17 protein-coding genes and 2 pseudogenes are annotated in these 16,552 nt (G+C 71.2%); 9 read left to right on the top strand and 10 right to left on the bottom strand.

Going from position 1 to position 16,552, the window contains the following annotated elements; translation table 11 throughout:
- Position 1: 1 nt before the first annotated feature.
- The 5 genes from AC3CH1_RS10875 to AC3CH1_RS10855 all read left to right on the top strand — a co-directional run bounded on the left by AC3CH1_RS10875 (position 2) and on the right by AC3CH1_RS10855 (position 6,388).
- Positions 2-2,020, top strand: a complete 2,019-nt coding sequence (locus tag AC3CH1_RS10875) for an acetyl/propionyl/methylcrotonyl-CoA carboxylase subunit alpha (protein ID WP_488462704.1) — start codon at positions 2-4, stop codon at positions 2,018-2,020.
- On the top strand, positions 2,017-3,210 hold the full coding sequence (locus AC3CH1_RS10870; protein ID WP_488462703.1) for an acyl-CoA dehydrogenase family protein: 1,194 nt from the start codon (positions 2,017-2,019) through the stop codon (positions 3,208-3,210). The genes AC3CH1_RS10875 and AC3CH1_RS10870 overlap by 4 nt, the downstream gene beginning before the upstream one ends.
- A 252-nt stretch (positions 3,211-3,462) precedes the next feature.
- Positions 3,463-5,064 (top strand): AMP-binding protein, encoded by a 1,602-nt coding sequence (locus AC3CH1_RS10865; RefSeq protein WP_488462702.1) that lies wholly within the window; start codon positions 3,463-3,465, stop codon positions 5,062-5,064.
- A complete protein-coding gene (locus tag AC3CH1_RS10860; protein ID WP_488462701.1) occupies positions 5,061-5,795 on the top strand; it encodes an enoyl-CoA hydratase family protein in 735 nt (244 codons plus the stop codon). Before AC3CH1_RS10865 ends, AC3CH1_RS10860 begins: the two co-directional genes overlap by 4 nt.
- Positions 5,783-6,388 carry a TetR/AcrR family transcriptional regulator gene (locus AC3CH1_RS10855; protein WP_488462700.1) on the top strand — a complete coding sequence of 202 codons (606 nt, stop codon included), beginning with the start codon at positions 5,783-5,785 and terminating at the stop codon, positions 6,386-6,388. The genes AC3CH1_RS10860 and AC3CH1_RS10855 overlap by 13 nt, the downstream gene beginning before the upstream one ends.
- A 73-nt stretch (positions 6,389-6,461) precedes the next feature.
- Here the strand turns inward: AC3CH1_RS10855 and AC3CH1_RS10850 are convergent, their stop codons facing one another.
- The 5 genes from AC3CH1_RS10850 to AC3CH1_RS10830 all read right to left on the bottom strand — a co-directional run bounded on the left by AC3CH1_RS10850 (position 6,462) and on the right by AC3CH1_RS10830 (position 9,976).
- Positions 6,462-7,733: a serine hydrolase domain-containing protein gene (locus AC3CH1_RS10850; RefSeq protein ID WP_488462699.1), complete on the bottom strand. Its 1,272-nt coding sequence runs from the start codon at positions 7,731-7,733 to the stop codon at positions 6,462-6,464.
- Positions 7,734-7,937: 204 nt separating this feature from the next.
- Positions 7,938-8,369 carry a nuclear transport factor 2 family protein gene (locus AC3CH1_RS10845; protein ID WP_488462698.1) on the bottom strand — a complete coding sequence of 144 codons (432 nt, stop codon included), beginning with the start codon at positions 8,367-8,369 and terminating at the stop codon, positions 7,938-7,940.
- Between the two features lie 58 nt (positions 8,370-8,427).
- A complete protein-coding gene (locus AC3CH1_RS10840; RefSeq protein ID WP_488462697.1) occupies positions 8,428-8,811 on the bottom strand; it encodes a VOC family protein in 384 nt (127 codons plus the stop codon).
- A 99-nt stretch (positions 8,812-8,910) separates the two neighbouring features.
- Positions 8,911-9,501 carry a dihydrofolate reductase family protein gene (locus tag AC3CH1_RS10835; protein ID WP_488462696.1) on the bottom strand — a complete coding sequence of 197 codons (591 nt, stop codon included), beginning with the start codon at positions 9,499-9,501 and terminating at the stop codon, positions 8,911-8,913.
- Positions 9,502-9,574: 73 nt separating this feature from the next.
- Positions 9,575-9,976 (bottom strand): hypothetical protein, encoded by a 402-nt coding sequence (locus AC3CH1_RS10830; RefSeq protein WP_488462695.1) that lies wholly within the window; start codon positions 9,974-9,976, stop codon positions 9,575-9,577.
- 286 nt (positions 9,977-10,262) lie between these two features.
- On the opposite strand from AC3CH1_RS10830, the gene AC3CH1_RS10825 reads away from it, so the two are divergent.
- Positions 10,263-10,499, top strand: a complete 237-nt coding sequence (locus AC3CH1_RS10825; protein ID WP_488462694.1) for a DUF6243 family protein — start codon at positions 10,263-10,265, stop codon at positions 10,497-10,499.
- A gap of 130 nt (positions 10,500-10,629) precedes the next feature.
- On the opposite strand, the pseudogene AC3CH1_RS10820 reads toward AC3CH1_RS10825, so the two are convergent.
- Positions 10,630-10,961 (bottom strand): annotated as a pseudogene (locus tag AC3CH1_RS10820) (hypothetical protein).
- Between the two features lie 130 nt (positions 10,962-11,091).
- On the opposite strand from AC3CH1_RS10820, the gene AC3CH1_RS10815 reads away from it, so the two are divergent.
- From AC3CH1_RS10815 to AC3CH1_RS10805, 3 genes are all read left to right on the top strand, one after another.
- On the top strand, positions 11,092-11,607 hold the full coding sequence (locus AC3CH1_RS10815) for a MarR family winged helix-turn-helix transcriptional regulator (RefSeq protein ID WP_488463469.1): 516 nt from the start codon (positions 11,092-11,094) through the stop codon (positions 11,605-11,607).
- Between the two features lie 227 nt (positions 11,608-11,834).
- Positions 11,835-12,257: a hypothetical protein gene (locus tag AC3CH1_RS10810; RefSeq protein ID WP_488462693.1), complete on the top strand. Its 423-nt coding sequence runs from the start codon at positions 11,835-11,837 to the stop codon at positions 12,255-12,257.
- A 173-nt stretch (positions 12,258-12,430) separates the two neighbouring features.
- Entirely contained in the window at positions 12,431-12,685 is a 255-nt protein-coding gene (locus AC3CH1_RS10805; RefSeq protein WP_488462692.1) for a DUF6332 family protein, read from the top strand.
- A gap of 458 nt (positions 12,686-13,143) precedes the next feature.
- Here the strand turns inward: AC3CH1_RS10805 and AC3CH1_RS10800 are convergent.
- The 4 genes and pseudogenes from AC3CH1_RS10800 to AC3CH1_RS10785 all read right to left on the bottom strand — a co-directional run.
- Positions 13,144-13,779, bottom strand: a pseudogene (locus AC3CH1_RS10800) (YrhB domain-containing protein); the annotation flags it as partial.
- 185 nt (positions 13,780-13,964) lie between these two features.
- Positions 13,965-14,270: a YrhB domain-containing protein gene (locus AC3CH1_RS10795; RefSeq protein WP_488462691.1), complete on the bottom strand. Its 306-nt coding sequence runs from the start codon at positions 14,268-14,270 to the stop codon at positions 13,965-13,967.
- 209 nt (positions 14,271-14,479) lie between these two features.
- Positions 14,480-15,652 carry a MarR family transcriptional regulator gene (locus AC3CH1_RS10790; protein ID WP_488462690.1) on the bottom strand — a complete coding sequence of 391 codons (1,173 nt, stop codon included), beginning with the start codon at positions 15,650-15,652 and terminating at the stop codon, positions 14,480-14,482.
- A 391-nt stretch (positions 15,653-16,043) separates the two neighbouring features.
- Positions 16,044-16,550 carry an NUDIX domain-containing protein gene (locus tag AC3CH1_RS10785; RefSeq protein WP_488462689.1) on the bottom strand — a complete coding sequence of 169 codons (507 nt, stop codon included), beginning with the start codon at positions 16,548-16,550 and terminating at the stop codon, positions 16,044-16,046.
- Between the last annotated feature and the right edge of the window lie 2 nt (positions 16,551-16,552).

Genomic DNA, 16,552 nt, shown 5'->3' with positions numbered 1-16,552 from the left:
GATGACCATCGACACCCTGCTCGTCGCCAACCGGGGCGAGATCGCCTGCCGGATCTTCCGCACCTGCCGTGAGCTGGGCATCACCACGGTGGCCGTGCACTCCGACGCGGACGCCGGCGCCCTGCACGTACGGGAGGCCGACCTGGCCGTACGGCTGCCGGGCGCGGCCCCCGCCGACACGTATCTGCGCGCCGACCTCGTCGTGGCCGCCGCGCTGGCCGCCGGGGCGGACGCCGTGCACCCCGGCTACGGCTTCCTCTCGGAGAACGCCGCCTTCGCCGCCGCCGTGCGGGACGCGGGCCTGGTGTGGGTGGGGCCGCCCGTGAAGGCCATCGAGCTGATGGCGTCCAAGACCCGGGCCAAGGAGCTGATGGCCGGGGCGGGGGTGCCGTCTCTGGCCCCCGTGGACCCGGCGACGGCCGGCCCCGACGATCTGCCGCTGCTGCTGAAGGCGGCGTCCGGCGGCGGCGGACGCGGCATGCGGATCGTCCGCGAACTCGGGGCGCTTCCGGGCGAGCTGCTGGCGGCCGCCGCCGAGGCCGCGTCCGCCTTCGGGGACGGCGAGGTCTTCGCCGAGCCGTACGTGGAGCGCGGCCGGCACGTCGAGGTCCAGGTGCTGGCGGACGAGCACGGCACGGTGTGGGCGCTCGGCACCCGGGACTGCTCGCTCCAGCGCCGCCACCAGAAGGTCATCGAGGAGTCCCCCGCCCCGGGCCTGGACGACGACCTGCGCACCCGGCTCCACGAGGCGGCCGTCGCGGCGGCCCGTGCCGTGGGCTACCGGGGCGCGGGGACCGTGGAGTTCCTGGTCTCCGCCGAGGGGCGCCCGTACTTCCTGGAGATGAACACCCGCCTCCAGGTCGAACACCCCGTGACGGAGGCCGTGTTCGGGCTCGACCTGGTCGCCCTGCAACTGCGGGTGGCGGAGGGCGAGCCGCTGGAACCGACGCCCCCGTCGCCGTCGGGCCACGCCGTCGAGGCCCGGCTCTACGCCGAGGACCCCGCCCGCGACTGGCAGCCGCAGACCGGAGCCCTGCTCGCCCTGGAGGTGCCGGACGCGCCGGGCCTGCGCCTGGACACCGGGTACACCGGCGGCGACACCATCGGCGTGCACTACGACCCGATGCTCGCCAAGGTGATCGCCCACGCCCCGACCCGCGCCGGGGCCGTCCGGCTGCTGGCCCGCGCGCTGGAGCGGGCCCGGATCCACGGCCCGGTCACCAACCGCGACCTGCTCGTCCGGTCGCTGCGCCACCCGGACTTCGCGGCGGCACGCCTGGACACCGGGTTCTACGACCGGCACCTGGCGGCCCTGACCGCCCCGGCCCCCGGCCGGGCTCCGGCGACGGCCGCCCTCGCCGCGGCCCTGGCGGCAGCCGTCCGCACCGCCGCCTCCGGCGGCCCCGCCCCCACCCGCTTCGGGGCCTGGCGCAACGTGGCATCGGGGCCGCAGGTCAAGCGTTACCGCAGCGAACCCGACGGGACCGAGCACGAGGTCGCCTACCGCACCCCGCGCACCGGAGTCCCGGAACCGCACGACCCCCGGGGCGTCCGGGTCCTCACCGTCACCCCGGACCGGGTCACGCTCGAAGCAGGCGGCGTGGCGCGGCACTTCACGGTCACCGCCGACCGTGACGGCGACCGGGTGTACGTGGACGCCGACGACGCCTCGTACGCCTTCACCGCCCTGCCCCGCTTCACCGACCCCGCCACGCACACCGACCCCGGCTCCCTGCTCGCCCCGATGCCCGGGACCGTCGTCCGCCTCGCGGAGGGCCTGGCCGCCGGGGCCCCCGTCGAGGCCGGGCAGCCGCTGATCTGGCTGGAGGCGATGAAGATGGAGCACCGCATCCTCGCCCCCGCCTCCGGCACCCTCATCGCCCTGCACGCCGCCCCCGGACTCCAGGTCGAGGTCGGCGCGCTGCTCGCCGTGGTCCAGGAGGACCCGGACGCCATCCCCGTACCGGCCGTGGTCCAGGAGGACCCGGCCGCCATCCCCGTACCGGAGGAGACCGCATGAGCACCGCCCGCACCGCCGTCGGCACCGTCCTCGAAACCGAAGAGCACCAGGCCCTGCGCGCCGCCGTCGCCGCCCTCGGCAAGCGGTACGGGCGCGACTACATGACCACCGTCATCCGCGAGGGCAACCACACCGACGAGCTGTGGGCGGAGGCCGCCAAGCTCGGCTACCTCGGGGTGAACCTCCCCGAGGAGTACGGCGGCGGAGGCGGCGGCATGGCCGAACTCTCGATCGTTCTTGAGGAGTTGGGAGCCGCCGGCTCGCCCCTCCTCATGATGATCGTGTCGCCCGCGATCTGCGGCACGGTCATCGCCCGCTTCGGCACCGACGAACAGAAGCGGACGTGGCTGCCGGGCCTCGCCGACGGAAGCCTCACCATGGCCTTCGGCATCACCGAGCCCGACGCCGGCTCCAACTCCCACCGCATCACCACCACCGCCCGCCGCGACGGCACCGGCCCGGACGCCGACTGGCTGCTCACCGGCCGCAAGGTCTTCGTGTCCGGCGTCGACATAGCCGACGCCACGCTGATCGTCGGCCGCACCGCGGACGCCCGCTCCGGGAAACTCAAACCCTGCCTGTTCATCGTCCCGCGCGACGCCGAGGGCTTCGGCCGGAACCAGATCGACATGGAACTCCACGCCCCCGAGAAGCAGTTCGAGCTGGTCCTGGACGACGTACGCCTCCCGGCCGACGCCCTGGTCGGCGACGAGGACGCGGGCCTTCTCCAGCTCTTCGCGGGGCTCAACCCCGAACGGATCATGACGGCCGCCTTCGGCATCGGCATGGGCCGCTTCGCGCTCGGCAAGGCCGTGGAGTACGCCAGGACCCGGCAGGTGTGGAAGGCCCCCATCGGCTCCCACCAGGCCATCGCGCACCCCCTGGCGACCGCGCACATCGACCTGGAGCTGTCGCGCCTGATGATGCAGAAGGCGGCCCGGCTGTACGACGAGGGCGACGACATCGGGGCGGGCGAGGCGGCGAACATGGCGAAATACGCGGCCGGGGAGGCGTGCGTGAAGGCGGTCGACCAGGCCGTGCACACCCTCGGCGGCAACGGCCTGACCCGCGAGTACGGCCTCGCCTCCCTGATCACCGCGTCCCGGGTGGCCCGGATCGCCCCGGTCAGCCGCGAGATGATCCTGAACTACGTCTCGCACCAGACGCTGGGCCTGCCGAAGTCGTACTAGCCCGGCCCGAGAGACCCGAGAGGCCCGAGAGGCCCGAGAGGCCCGAGAGGCCCGAGAGGCCCGAGAGGCCCGAGAGATCCGAGAGATCCGAGAGATCCGAGAGACCCAAGAGACCCAAGAGACCCAAGAGAAGCGCCTCCGACCTCTCCCCATCCCTCCCCCACAGGGGTGATTCCGACCCTCCACACCCGCACGGCGTCCCGCGCCGCCCCTCCCGGGCGGCGCGGGAGACCGCGACGACAGGGGACCGCCATGGTGTTCCGCAGCGAGTACGCAGACGTACCGGCCCTCGACACGCCCATCCACGACGCGGTCCTCGGCGGGGCCGCCGGGTTCGGTGACACCGTCGCCCTGATCGACGGAACGAACGGCGCCTCCCTCACGTACGCCCAGCTCGACGCCTTCCACCGGCGCATCGCCGCCGCGCTCGCCGAGGCCGGTCTCCGCAAGGGCGACGTCCTCGCCCTCCACAGCCCGAACACCATCGCCTACCCGGCGGTCTTCCACGGGGCCACCCGCGCCGGGGCCTCCGTCACCGCCGTGCACTCGCTGGCCACACCCGAGGAGTTCGCCAGACAGCTCGCGGACAGCGGGGCGAAGTGGATCGTGACGGTCTCCCCGCTCCTGGCGACCGCTCGCCGCGCGGCCGAACTGACGGGTGGGGTCCAGGAGATCTACGTCTGCGACCGGGCGGAGGGCCACCCCTCCATCCTGGACATGCTGTCCTCCACCGCCCCCGTGCCTACGATCGCCATCGACCCCGGCGAGGACGTCGCGGCGCTCCCGTACAGCTCCGGCACGACGGGCACGCCCAAGGGCGTGATGCTCACGCACCGCTCGATCGCGACCAACCTGGAGCAGCTGAGACCGTTCATCCCGATGGGCCAGGGCGACCGCGTCCTGGCCGTCCTCCCCTTCTTCCACATCTACGGCCTCACCGCCCTCATGAACGTCCCGCTCCGCTGCGGCTCCACCGTCGTCGTCCTGCCCCGCTTCGACCTGGCGCAGTTCCTGGAGGCCATTCAGACGCACCGGATCACCGGCCTGTACGTGGCCCCGCCGATCGTGCTGGCCCTGGCGAAACACCCGCTGGTGGCGGAGTACGACCTCTCCTCGGTCCAGTACGTCGTCAGCGCCGCCGCCCCCCTCGACGCCGACCTGGCCGCCGCCTGCTCGGCCCGCCTGGGGGTGCCGCCGGTGCGGCAGGCGTACGGGATGACGGAGCTGTCGCCGGGGACGCACGTGGTGCCGCTCTCCGCCGAGCGGCCGCCGCCGGGCACGGTCGGCAAGCTGCTGCCGGGCACCGAGATGCGGATCGTGTCGTTGGCGGACCCGGCGCGGGACGCGGAGGAGGGGGCGGAGGGCGAGATCCTCATCCGCGGCCCCCAGGTGATGAAGGGCTACCTGGGCCGCCCCGACGCCACCGCCGCCGTGATCGACGTGGACGGCTGGGTGCACACCGGCGACGTCGGGCGGGTCGACGTGGACGGCTGGCTGTTCGTCGTCGACCGGGTCAAGGAGCTGATCAAGTACAAGGGCTACCAGGTGGCCCCCGCCGAGCTGGAGGCCCTGCTCCTCACCCACGAGCACCTCGCGGACGCGGCGGTGATCGGGGTGTACGACGCGGACGGCAACGAGGTCCCGAAGGCGTTCCTGGTCCGGGGCCCGGCGGCGGACGGCCTGACGGTGCAGGACGTCCTGGCGTACGTCGCCGAACGCGTCGCCCCGTACAAGAAGGTGCGGCAGGCAGAGTTCGTCGAGGCGGTGCCCCGGGCGGCGTCCGGCAAGATCCTCCGGCGCGAGCTGCGCGACCGGGAGAAGACGGATCATTCGGGAACAGCGGAGGAACAGTGACCCTGATCGTACGGACGGGGGAGCGGGGCGTCGCGACCCTGACGCTCAACTCCCCGGCCAACCGCAACGCGCTCTCGGCGGCGCTGGTGGCCGAAGTGCGGGAGGCCCTGGAGGACTGCGGGTCCGACGACACCGTACGGGCCGTGCTGCTCTCCCACACCGGCACGACGTTCTGCGCCGGGGCGGACCTGAAGGAGCCGCCGGACCCGGGTGCGTTCGTGGGCCTGATGCGGGAGATCGTGGCGCTGCGCAAACCGGTCGTGGCCCGGGTGACGGGCCATGTCCGGGCGGGCGGCCTGGGCCTGCTGGCGGCGTGCGACATCGCGGTGGCGGGCCCGGCCTCCACCTTCGCCCTCACGGAGTCCCGCCTCGGGCTTGCCCCGGCGGTCATCTCCCTGACCCTGCTGCCGCGCCTGGACCGCACGGCGGCAAACCGCTACTACCTCACCGGGGAGCGCTTCGACGCGGCGGAGGCGGCCAGGATCTCGCTGGTCACGGTGGCCGCCGAGGACGTCGACCAGGCACTCGTCCCCGTCCTGGACGGCCTGCGCAGGGCCTCGCCGCAGGGGCTGGCCGCATCGAAGGAGCTGGTCACGGCTACCGTGCTGAGGAGCTTCGACCAGTACGCCGAAGACCTCGTCGCCCGATCCGCCGCGTTGTTCGCCTCCGACGAGGCGAGGGAGGGGATGACGGCCTTCCTCGAACGACGGGACCCGGCATGGGTGCGGTGACCTCCTCTTCCACGTCCAAGGCTGCTCACGCGCCGAAGCAGGACCGCAGCCGGGCGACGCGGCAGCGGCTCCTGGAGGCGGCGGTGGCCTGCCTCGCCGAACACGGCTGGGCGGGCTCCACCGTCTCCGTCGTCGCCGAGCGGGCCGGCGTCTCGCGCGGCGCGGCCCAGCACCACTTCCCGACCCGCGAGGACCTGTTCACGGGGGCGGTGGAGTACGTCGCCGAGGAACGCTCCGCCGCCCTGCGCACGCTCCCCGTCCAGGGCCGCGCCGAGGTGGTCGCGGCCCTGGTCGACCTCTACACCGGCCCCCTCTTCCGGGCCGCGCTCCAGCTCTGGGTCGCCGCCTCCAACGAGGCCCAGCTCCGGCCGCGCGTGACGGAACTGGAGGCGCGGGTGGGCCGGGAGACGCACCGGATCGCCGTCGAACTCCTGGGCGCCGACGAATCCCGCCCCGGAGCGCGCGAAACGGTCCAGGGCCTCCTGGACATGGCCCGCGGCCTCGGCCTCGCCAACCTCCTCACCGACGACGCCGCCCGGCGGGCACGGGTGGTGGCGCAGTGGGCGGCGCTGGTGGAGGAGGGACTGGGGTGAGAGCCCTGATGGAGGGCCGGGACGGCTTCAGGGAGCGGCCGGGGGGCCTCAGGAGGTGGCCGCCGGGGTGTCCTCAGGAAGTGGCCGGAGTGGCCGGCTCCTGGGGCTCCTGGGAGGCACTGCCGTCGTAGACGTGGTCCGGGGTGGCGATCCGCGTGACCGCTCGGGCGAGCAGGGTGGACGGCTCCTGACCATCACCGAGGGAGTCCGTGTTGATCATGATGACCATGGTGGCCTTCTGCGCGGGCAGGTAGACGGTCACCGTCTCGTACCCCGGCAGTGAACCGTTGTGCCCGATCCACCCGTCGGCGTCGAAGATGCCGAGGCCGTAGCTGAGTCCCGGGAACCCGGTCGGCAAGGTCTTGAGCCGCTGTGCCTGGGTCGCGGGGCTCAGCAGCTCCCCGGTGGCCGCGACCTTGGCCCAGCGGCGCAGGTCGTGCAGATCGGAGATCATCGCGCCGGCCGCCCACGCCCACGAGGGGTTCCAGTCCGTGGCGTCCTCGGTCTCGCCGCTCAGCGTCTGGTCGGTGTAGCCGCGGGCGTGCGGCTCGGGGAACTCGGCCCCGGTCGGGAAGAGCGTGTCGTGCAGGTGGGCGGGGCGGAGTACCCGCTCGTGGATGACCTGGCGGAGCTGCTGACCCGTGACCTTCTCGATCACCAGGCCGAGCAGGACGAGGTTGGAGTTGGAGTACTGGAACTCCGCACCCGGCTCGAAGGTGTTCTTGTGCTTCATGCCGTACGCGAGCACGCCCCGCGGGGTGAACGAGCGGTACGGATCGCTCAGCAGGTCGTGCACGAAGTCCGCGTCAGCCGTGTACGGGAACAGGCCGCTGCGCATCCCGGCGAGCTGGCGCAGCGTGATCCGGTCGCCGTTGCGCACGCCGGGGACGTAACGGGAGATCGGGTCGTCCAGCTCGACGAGCTTGTCGTCGACGAGTTGGAGCAGCGCGGTGACCGTGAACGTCTTGGTCTCACTGCCGATCCGGATCCGGGTGTCGGCCGACATCGGCTCGCCCGTGACCGTGTTGGCGACACCGTCGGCGTGGACGTAGCTGCCCTTCCCCGGCATCCACAGCCCGACGACGACACCGGGAATACCGGCCTGCTCGCGGACGTCCGCGATGGCCTTGTCCAGCTTGGCGGTCAGCTCGGGGCCGAGACCGCCGGGCGGACAGTCGTCCCGGTCGTGTCTGCTGAACAGGTCGTTCCCGTGGTGGTGGTGCTGATCGTGCCGGTCGAGGCCCGCGGCGTGGACCGCCGGGGCGGGAGTCACGGCCATCGGGGCCAGTACGGACGCCGCGAGGAGCATCGCGGCGTACAGGCGTCGGGTGGGGGAGCGTCGCACAGGGGCCTCTTCCGGACCGGGGGGGAGGGAGGGGAGCGGAGTGACGGCAACGACACCACCCGGCCCCCGGACTCCGTACCGCATCCCAGCCGCGCCCTGCGAAGTCCACTCGTTCGGCGTCGCGCGGGACGGGGCCGTCAGGGCCGCGCGATACGGGCGAGGTATGGGACCGTCGGGACCGGCGTCAGGCGGTTTCAGGCGGTTTCAGGTGGGGCCGGCGTCAGGCGGGGCCGGCCGGGGCGCGGTCCCCGGGCCCTCACCGGCCGGAACGGGCGTCGCCTGGTGGTAGTACATCCGCCACGACGTCTCCCCGGCCCGCCTGCGCCACAGCGAACTCCGGCGGGCCCGGACGCCGCCGATGACGGTCTCGTACGTGAGGTGCACCAGCCCGGGCCCCAGAACCGCTCCGGTCATACCGGAGGGCTCGTAGCGCGGGCTGTCCGCGCCTCCGCCGTCCAGGCCGGGGAGGGCGATAAGCATCTCCTCGTACGTCCACCGCCTTCCGGAAGCCCCGATCTCGACGAACTCCGGGTCGAGCAGTGTCTCGGTGAGGGACCGGGAGAGACGGACGGCGGGGTCCATCAGCCGCAACTCGCCGTCGATCGCCGCACTCACGTCTTTGTGTTCCTGATACATCCGGCCATCGTCGCCGACGAGGAGGCCCGGGCGTCATCCGTCCCGGACGGCGTGAGCGTCAGGAAGCCATGCGGGCCCGGTCGGACTCACTCCGCAGGACGCAGAACTCGTTGCCTTCGGGATCGGCGAGGATCGCCCAGCCCGAACCATCGGGATTGTGGTGATCGCCGACGAACGTGGCGCCCAGCTCCAGTAGCCGGCCCACCTCCTGATCGCGCGAGGTCTCCGGGCGCAGGCACAGATGGAGCCGGTTCTTGACCGTCTTGGCCTCGGGCACCTGATTGAAGTGCAGCACCGGGCCCTCCGCCAGAAGCACCTGGGCCTCCCGGACACCAGGCCTGTCCTCCGGGTGCAGCGGACGACCTGTCACACCGCTCCAGAACCGGGCCAGCCCGTAGGCATCCGCACAGTCGATCGCCACGTTCTGCACCACCGAAACCATGCGCCCCAGCCTTCCTGATCTTCCCGCGGAACGCCACCGACCTGCGCCCGTTCCGCGTTTGCGCGAGCAGCGGTGCGTTCGCCGCCGCAGATGAGGCCCTCACCTTTCGGCGGCGCGGCGATAGGTGTTGATCAGGACGCCGGACGGTGTCGGCCGCGTCGCGGTGAGCGTCAGGTGACGAGGGCTCCTGCCATCGGCGAAGAGCCGCTTCCCACCGCCCAGGAGGAGAGGGAAGACGAGCAGCCGGTACTCGTCGACGAGGTCGTGCTCGATCAGGGTCGCGAGCAGCTCTCCACTGCCCAGCACCACCGTCTCGCTCCTGGACGCGGCCGTGATCCGGCTGATCTCCGCCACCGGGTCGGCCCCGAGGAGGATGGAGTTTGCCCAGCCCAGCTCCTTCAGCGTGCGGGACGCGACGTACTTGGGCATCGCGTTCATCGCGGCCACAGCGGGGTCGTTCAGGTCGGCGTACGGCCAGGTGGCGGCGAAGATCTCGTACGTCCTGCGCCCCAGGAGCAGAGCACCGGCAGCGGCCGTGGCCTCGCTCATGTACCGCTCGACCACCTCGTCGACGTACGGCAGCACCCAGCCGCCCTGATCGAACCCACCGTCCCGGTCCTCGTCGGCCGAGAGGACCGACTGCATGACGCCGTCCAACGAGACGAAGTTGACCACGACCAGCTGACCCATGTGCTGCTCCTGTCCGTGCGGTTGCCTTGGTGCGGCTGCTTCCATCGATGCTGACCGCACGCGGGAGCGGAACTCATCGGTCGCGGCGGCACCTGAGGGAGCGTCCCGGGGGCTGCGCGACGTGCCGCCGAAGACGTTCACGGCGAAGGCGACGCCGGCGCCGGTGCGTGGCGATCCGCTCGTAGCCCTCGTCACCCGCAACCAGGACCACAAGCACCGCGCAGAGCACTGCCAGGACCGCCTGGGACGCGTGGGCCACCGGCAGATCAACCTCGGACAGGCCATAGCTGATCAAGGCTGAGGAAGCCGCCCCCAGGCTCAGTGCGAGGATGAGGCGGCGCGTACGGCCCGGAACCGTTCCTCCCTTGGTGGCCCACTGTTTCAGGCCTTCGACGAACCAGAAGACAATCAGCGCCCCCGCCACGACCCCCGACAACAGGACAGCCAGTCCAAGATCCAGGAACCACTTCGGCATGTACATCATGGTGCGACGGACGGGCAGCCACCCTCCTGAGTACGGCTACTCACCTGAAGCGGCCATAACGACTGACCCCGGGCTCTCACCGCAGGCTCGGCCGATGCCGTACCCGGCGAAACGCGTGGTGTGCGGGGGCCGCCGGAACCGGGTAACGTCTTTGTCATTCCAGACGCCGATTTACGAGTGAGCGCGTGATGGGCCGCCGCTGACGTCCTGCCGACGTCGCCGCCCGTCCCCCACCGGTGAATCCGTAGATCACTTCACATCGCAACCGGGAGAACCCGTGACCGTGAGCAAGAACATCAACAACCCCGTGGGCCAGGGTGGCGGCCAGCGCAAGAAGCTGTCCCGCGCCGAACGGCAGAACAACGGCCCGCACCGCAATCTCGACCGCCGGAGCGCCGCCGACCAGAAGGCGGAGCTGGTGCGCAAGATGCGCGAGAAGACCGGCACGGCCGAGGGCACCGGTCAGACGGGCGACGACACCGCGCAGTCGGGTGACGGCACCGCCCAGGGCTGACGCCCCGCCCCGCCGTCGCGGGGCGGCACCGCGCGGGGGCTCCCGTGTTCTGTTCCGCGGCCACACGCCCGATCGTCCGTCCCAGCAGACCGATGATCGGCGGTGGCCGCGCCCATGTCATCGCTCGTGGCTATGACCGCACGACCGGCACCGGCACCGGCACCGGCACCGGCACCGGTCCCGGTCCCGCATGGCTCCAACCGTTGATATCGAGCCCTGTTCCGTACAGACGGTCCACCTTCAACCGGATGACCATGCGGCGCTCGGCGACCAGCTCCTCCAGAAAAGCATCCGCATTCTCCGGCTTCGCGGCCGGCGGAATCAGTCCGAGCGGTTCCCGCCCGACCGCATCGCCGGGAACCGTGGTGCTGGGACCGTGGCGAGCGTGCCGAACTGCTGCTCGCCGAGCAGGCGGGAAAGGACTTCGTCGGACAGCGGGCGAGGCGCTGGTCTCTGGGTCATGAGACGACCAATGTCCGTGGCCGACCCGGAATTCCACGAATGCCGCGATCCCGGCGCACTTCACGACCCCTCGCAAATGAACGCCGCATTCCGATTGTTCGGCGCGCCGGGGAAACGTAGCGTCGCGATCATGGGATCAAGGACCGGAAACACCACCGACCAGGCGCCGGCGAACCCGGCCGCCACCGATGACATGCTGGCCACTCAGCCGATCGGCTACTGGAGCGCCCTGGCCCACGCGACCGTCACGGGGCATCTGCGTGACGCGATGGCCAGGATCGACGTCACGCAGCCGCAGTACTGGGTACTCAACAGCGTGAACGGCGGCGGCCCCGCCGGGCCGAGCCGCGATGAGGTCGTCGATGGGCTGACGCACCTCGCCGACGGGCCGCACGAGATCGCCAGGGTCGTGGACCAGCTGCTGCACCGCGAGTGGCTCAGGACCGATGACGGGCAGCGGCTGCACCTGACGGATGCCGGGGAGGCCGCCCGAGTGCGGCTGCGTGAGCTGGCGACCGAGGTACGCGCCGAAGTCCACCAGGGCATCAGCGACGAGGAGTACGTGGCCGCGCTCAAGGTACTGCGCAAGATGGTCGCCAATATCGCGGGCGTCGGAAATCCGGGGGCAACGCCCCGCACTTCATGATGCTCGGGCTCGCCGGAATACGGGGCGCCGGGCCCGGCAGCGCCCTCGGGGGAGCGCGGGACCGCCACCCCCGACCGTGAGGGCGCGCCGCTGGATGCGAGGGGTTGATGACCTCGGAGGTAATTGAGGCCCTCCGTGGGGCCGCCTACCTTCAGCACTGTTCGGAGGCCCCAGGGAGGGGCCACTTCCATCCGGGCAACTCCGCGGAGCACGAGAGGAAGACGACCATGACTTCGACGCAGTACGACGGGGTTACCTCCTACCCGAGGGCGACGGGATCCGACGGGTTCGCGAGGCTGGCGCTCAAGCTGGACGCGGTGGTCACCGGCCTCAACGGCATCGCGTACCTGGCGCTCGCCACGGTCCTCGACTCCTTCTTCGGCATCACGACGGCAGTCCAGTACCCGGTCGGGGTCTTCCTGCTTCTCTACGCGCTGGGAGTGCTCGCCGTCGGGACGCGGAAGGAGATCAGTCGCACGGGCCTGACGGCGGTCATCGTGGCGAACCTGCTGTGGGTTGTGCTCAGCCTGGTGACAGTGGTCTCCGGTGTACTCTCCCCGACCGGCTTCGGCACGGTCTGGATCGTGCTGCAGAGCCTGACCGTCGGCGGCTTCGCGGCCCTCCAGTACGTCGGACTCAAGCGGCTCTGAGCCCGTCCGGACCGGGCCCGGGGAGGCGATGGACCGAGGGTGACACGTACGGCTTCGCCCCGCCTGCTCGCCCGCGCCCGGTCCGGACGCGCCACCGTCGAAGCCAGGTACTTCGGCGCGGTCTGCGGCCGCCCTTCCCCGGACGGGCTTGACCGCGCTGCGAGACTTCCGGCATGGATATGGGGCGCGAGTCGCGGTGGGAGAAGGATGCGATGACGGTAGAGATCGCCTTTGCCCTGGTGACCGCTGCTGCCCTCGCCGCGGTGGTCTTCGCCGTCGCGCTGACCCTCACTCTTGTTCTTGACTTCTCCGACGCGGCGACCAAAGGGGTACGGACGGGGGGAGCCCTGGCCGGAGGGGCGGTCGGCGTGTGGCGTCTGGTACGGGTCCTGTGTCGCTTCGACGTGGAGCGACATAAAGGCCACTGACGGCACGGCTCGATACAGCGTGGCAGAGCCGGTCGGGGGGAGGGCCTCGGACAGCGGCAGGTGGAGCGGGCTCCGGAGAGGGCCGGCCCCACCTGGAGCGGCTGCGGGCTCAGCGGTACCGGATCACGTGCAACGCGTGGACTCCGGTCGGGTCGAACGACACGGGTTCCTCGGACGGAACCGTCGAGGAGCAGTACCCCGGTCGCTGTGGTGACTCCGTTGACCAGCCATCCCACGGCCTCGCGGCCCCGGCCGTCCGTGCGACGGATCCAGATCAGGGCCCGTGACCCGGCAGGGAAGGACGACAGTTCGTCGACCGCCGAAGACCAGACCTGATGGTCCGAGGTCGACAGGACGGGGCCGAGGTGGGCGAGGGTCGAGTCGAACCAGTCGGCACGGCCGGGCGGGGGTGGAGTCGGGAACTTCCCGGTGCCGGGGACGCCTCCCGCATCCCAGTGGGCCAGCCACTCCCAGGGATCCGAATTCGGCAGACCGAACGGCTCGGTGGTGTCCTTGGGTACGACCAGTGTCGCGTCGAGCATGGTGTCCTGCCAGCGTCCCCCGCGCAGGTGCCGCCGGGTGTCGCAGGAGAAGACCCAGCCCCGCCGGGTCTCGTCGCCGGTGGTGGGCCCGACCAGCTCGGCCTCGCCTCCGTATGCGTCCTCCAACCACAGCCGGGCCTTGGTCACCGCCGCCTCGAAGTCGTGAGCCTCCTGCTCCCAGGGCCGGCGTGGAGCCCTCAGCGCCTCGGGCAGGGCACGGACGAGGACCAACTCGCGCACCTGGTCGGTGTCCAACCGGGCGAGGGACGACGTCAGGCTGTCGAGGAAGACGACCTGCCCCTTGTTGTTGTGCGCGTACACCAGATTGCCCGTGACTTCCTGACCGCCGAGTTCACGACGAATCCACACCAGCCCCCGGGTGTCGGGCCCGGGCTCCGAGACCGCCTTCACGACCTCGTCCCAACTGTTCGCGCTCACCCGCTCGAACTCGGGGAAGTACCGGCGGGTCAGCCTGCTCCACCAGCCGGGCGCCTCGTCCGAAGGCTGCCAGGCGAGCGGTACGGAGGGGCTGCCATTGATCGCCGAGTGCATGGCCACCACGGTTCCGCGCGCGTTGATCCTGCGCCCCTGGTTCTGACTGCGGGCGACAGCGGCCTCGTACGACGCGGCGGGCTCCAGGTCGGCGAAGGGCGCGCTCGGCGCGGGGTGGAAGGGCGAGCTGCCGTCCTTGGGGACGACGCCCGAGGCCGCGAGCATGTTGGTCGGGGCGGAGCATGCTACTGCCCTTTCCTGGGGGGCCAGTTGCCCGAGGATTGGAGGGCCATGTATTCCTCTGCCGGCGGGAAAGCGGGGGCGAAGTGCGCGGCGGAGCGGTCGTGCGGGACCACGATCACGGCAGAGAAGGGGGCCTGAGTGAAATCTCCTGTTTCGATGTGCTCCTTGAAATCGAAGCAGACTGTCCAGCCGTAGGTGAATTCAATAGCAGTATCCGGGCGCATGACGATGGAGTCCGCTCGGTCCGGGTATGCGACCTGCCGTAGGAACGCTTCGGCGCTTCTCACTGCTTCGTCTTTGATTGCCATCCAGGAAGCTCCCTTCCCTCTCTTGGACATGCTCAGGAGACGGCGTCCGAAGGTTTACGTCGACGATCTCGCGTCGTACGCCAACTCAATCGTGAGCGCCGCGTAGACGACGGCGGCTGACGCCGATGAGTGCGAAGAAGCAGTAACAGCGGGGGGGCGACACCCCGGCAAGGGTAGACCGCGTCTCACCAAGTCCCTGTTACGAGCTCTCAAGGGGCCTTGAGCAAGTCACGGAGGCCGGCCACGTATGCCCCGATGTCGCGGGCGCCGGCCGCTGCCTCGGCGGTGCCGACCTGGGAAGGGGCCGCCCCGGATTGGTGGGCGGCGCGGCAGGGGCGGCAGAGGCCGTCGGGGAGGGCTTCCGGGCGTCCGGGGGTGCCGCAGTCGGCGCACTCCACCAGGACGCGGCGGGCGGGTGCGTCGGGCAGGGCCTGCTCGGCGGGCAGCCGGGGCGGGATCTTGTCGGTGAGGCGGCGGCGGACGAAGCCGACCGGGGAGTCGACGCGCTCGGGGAGCCCTGCGGTGAGGGCGGCGGTCAGGTAGTCCGCGTCCACGCCTCGGGCGAACCAGGCCGCAGCCGCCGCTTCCAAGGCGGTGCAGTCGTCGGCGGACAACGCCAGGCGTTGGTCCGTGCGGCCGAGTCGGGCCAGGGCGAGGTAGGCAGGGGAGTGGGGTGCGGTCGGAGCTGTCGGGCCCGACGGCGGAGCCGAGCTCTGGGCCGGGCCCGGCGCGGGTGCCGTGTACGGAGGTTCGGCCGGGGTGCGCTGGTGCGGTACGGAGGTGTGGGCCGGGGCCTCCGCGGACTCTGCGGGACCGGGGGCGGCATCCCCGGGAGACGGCTGCGATTCCGGGGCGGCTTCTCCCTGGGGCCCGCCCGGCATCGCGGGCGGGGGCGGGTCCTCGGCCGGGACCCAGGGAGGCGGAGGGGTGGCGGTGGAGGAGGCCGCCGTCGCTCCGGGCGCGGGGCGGGCGGCCCCGGCGTCCTCGGTGGCGAGGTAGGTGTTCCACCATTCGTTGTCGCGGGCGGTGCGGGACCAGAAGGTGCGGAACGCCCAGCGGGTCTCGTCGCCCGCGCCGACCGCGCATCGGACGCGCCGCAGGTGGCCGGCGACGGACAGGCTGGTCAGGGCGGTGGAGATGGCCTGCTGACCGTAGAGCGGGAGCTGCTTGGCCAGGGTCTTCACGCTCATCGCCGCGCCTTCGGGGAGGTGGTCGACGAATCCGGCGACGTACCGCTCGCGGGCCGGGAGGAGTGCGAAGTCGTGGCGCGAGCGGGCTTGTTGGCCCGGTGCGGAGCGTTTGCCGTAGCCGGGCTTGGCCATCGGGTACGCGGCGGAGAGTGCGGGAGTGTGCAGGGCGGAGCTAGGGTGCTGGGTAGCCAAGGGATCGTCTTTCTAGGGTATCGATCTTGCGGTGAGACCCCGGCCTGGTGTGCAACCACCGCGTCGGGGTCGTTTGGTTCTCGCACCGTAAGCAGTCGTGACGCTGTGCCGCAAGCTGTCACGATTAGTCATACTTGCTGACCGTTACGGGGTAGGGAGGTGGGGGCGGTTTTCCCAACCCCCTTCCTCTACCTACCGGTTAAAGAGGGAGCTCGAACCCCGGGTCCTGCATCCCGGAGCCCGAAACTCGGACCCCGGGTTTCGGAACGGGGCGTGGTTTGAGTACGCACGAACGAGTGATGGGCTCTACCGAACCTCGGGTCTTGACTCTGGGGTCTCGGGTGCTGAGTTTCGGATCGTGTTACGAAGAAATCGCCTCGGCCAACTCGACTCACCAGGAACGGGTGCCGTCCCGCAGATATATCGGCCGGCTGTCCCTCAGGGCCTCCACTGCCGCGTTCAATCGATGCCGCATTCGCTCACTGACCAGACCGCGCGCCTCCTCCAGAGGTACGAAGCGTGCTTCGGAAAGTTCATGATCGTGAGGTCGTAGTGCCTCGTCGTCGTTGAGAGTGCCGCCGTTGAAGATGAAGGCGATCTGGTCGTCCCACGGACCGTGCGGGGCGACCCAGTCCACGACCAAGAGGCCCTGCAGATCAATGTCGCGGTCCAGCTCCTCTCGCAACTCGCGCCGAGCTGCTTCTTCGGGCGGCTCGTTCGCTTCGGCCATGCCTCCCGGCAGGTCCCAACCCGGCTTGTAGGTGGGGTTCACCAGCAGCACGCGCCCAAACGGATCTCGGAGGAGCACGTCTGCCGCGACACGTTTGCGGGCCTGCTTGGCGTTGCCTTCGGCGAGGTATGCGTTCCAGGCGTTACGGGGGCCAGGTGTTGGACTCACTT

It is taken from the genome of Streptomyces sp. MGP-P1 (assembly GCF_057766565.1).
The sequence above is the reverse complement of the archived record's forward strand: the minus strand, read 5'-3'. Positions and strand labels throughout refer to the sequence as shown.